This is a genomic window from Halomonas sp., from assembly GCF_014859505.1.
GTDB lineage: Bacteria > Pseudomonadota > Gammaproteobacteria > Pseudomonadales > Halomonadaceae > Halomonas.
Genome location: NZ_JACUUD010000248.1, coordinates 1 through 1,820, shown reverse-complemented (window position 1 = coordinate 1,820; position 1,820 = coordinate 1). Strand labels below are relative to the sequence as shown.

Annotated in this window: 1 protein-coding gene; it reads left to right on the top strand. The window is 64.6% G+C overall.

Annotated features, from left to right (window positions below):
* The first annotated feature begins 133 nt into the window (after positions 1 to 133).
* A protein-coding gene (locus tag IBX53_RS15990) for an IS3 family transposase (RefSeq protein ID WP_290911336.1) occupies positions 134 to 1,701 on the top strand; the annotation gives its coding sequence in 2 pieces (ribosomal slippage) (positions 134 to 599 and positions 599 to 1,701; 1,569 coding nt in all).
* Positions 1,702 to 1,820 lie beyond the last annotated feature (119 nt).

Here is a 1,820-nt window from a genome sequence, read left to right as displayed (position 1 = left end):
AAAAAATAAACTACGGGGGGAACTCCCATCGGCCGAGGGCTGGCCGACTCGCATCCCCCCAGTGTCAGGATGACTGTCGTGCCCTCTGATACCCTGTTCCTATAAACCGATCAGGGGGCGAAAGGAGACACTCATGCCTCGTTACTCAGAGGAGCGCCGGCAAGCCGTGGTTGCCAAGCTGCTGCCTCCCCACAACCTCTCCCCGCAGGTGATCGCGGAGCGGGAAGGGATTTCGCTGGGCACCGTCTACACATGGCGCAAGCAAGCCCGTGCCGAAGGGCGCTGCCTGCCGGACGCCCTGGGCAAGGGCGCCGATGGCTGGTCATCCAAGGACAAGTTTAACGCCGTGCTTGAAACCGCCTCGATGAACGCTCAGGAGACCGCGGAATACTGCCGCCGCCGTGGCATCTTCCCCGAGCAGCTGGAGCGGTGGCGTCATGACTGCGAACAAGCCGCCAGCCTCTCGCACTCAGAACGCCAGCGCGAAGCCGACGAGGCCAAGCAGCAGCGCAAGCGCATCAAGGCGCTGGAGAAGGAGCTCGCCCGCAAGAACGAGGCTCTGGCGGAGACCGCGGCGTTACTGGCCCTCAGAAAAAAGGCGAGGGCGATCTGGGGGGACGAGGACGCATGATCAGCACCCCGGATCGCCAACGCGCCATCGCGCTGATCGAAGAGGCCAGAGCCCAGGGGGCACGCCTGGAGGCCGCCTGCCGCGAGCTGGGCATCACCACCAGGACGTACCAGCGCTGGACGCGCGGCGGAGAGCTGCACGAGGACCAGCGCCCTTTGGTCGACCGGCCGGTGCCGGCTAACGCGCTGACACCGGCCGAAGAGCAGGAGATTCTCGACGTATGCCACCGCCCCGAGTACGCGAGCTTGCCACCGGAGCAGATCGTGGTGCGCTTGTTCGATGAAGAGCAACGCTATCTGGCGTCACCCTCGTCGTTCTACCGGGTGATGCGCAAGCACCGGGAAGTGGTGCATCGGGGCCGTGCCAAGCCACCTCAACGCCGCGCCAAGCCCACGACCTACCAGGCCACTGCGCCGAACCAGGTGTGGTCCTGGGATTGCACGTGGCTGGGCGGCCCGATCAAGGGGCAGCACTATTACCTGGTCATGATGGTCGACATCTTCAGCCGCAAGATCACCGGTTGGGAGGTGTTCCTGGCCGAGTCGGCCCACAACTCCCGCACCGTGCTGGAGCGGGCCGTGCTGGCCGAGCAAATCATTGACCAGCCACTGGTGTTGCATGCGGACAACGGCAGCCCATTCAAGGGCGTCACGTTGCTGGAGAAGCTGCATGAGCTCGGCATCACGCCGTCGTTCAGCCGACCGAGGGTCAGCAACGACAACCCCTACTCGGAGGCGCTGTTCCGCACCTGCAAGTACCGGCCCTGTTACCCCGTACACGGGTTCGCCACGCTCGACGACGCCCGCGAGTGGGTGGCTAGCTTCGTGCAGTGGTACAACCACGAGCACCGGCACAGCGGCATTCGCCTGGTGACGCCGGCACAGCGTCATGAGGGCGAAGACACCGAGGTACTGGCTAAGCGCCATGTCATCAATCAGGCCGCGCGAGACGCCAACCCCGCCCGCTGGAGTGGCAAGACCCGTAACTGGACGCCGATTGGTACCGTATCACTCAACCCGGAGCGAGAGCTCCAGGTCACCGTCGCTGAACCAGAAAAGCAGGTAGCGTGAATGACCTCAGAGGCGACAGATTACTTGACAACTACCGGTATCGCCAACGGAGCGCGCGGGCGCGAAGTCAGTCTCGCCGGTGCCTTCCTCGAGTGTCGGCTGGCCGGTGACGCGCAGCA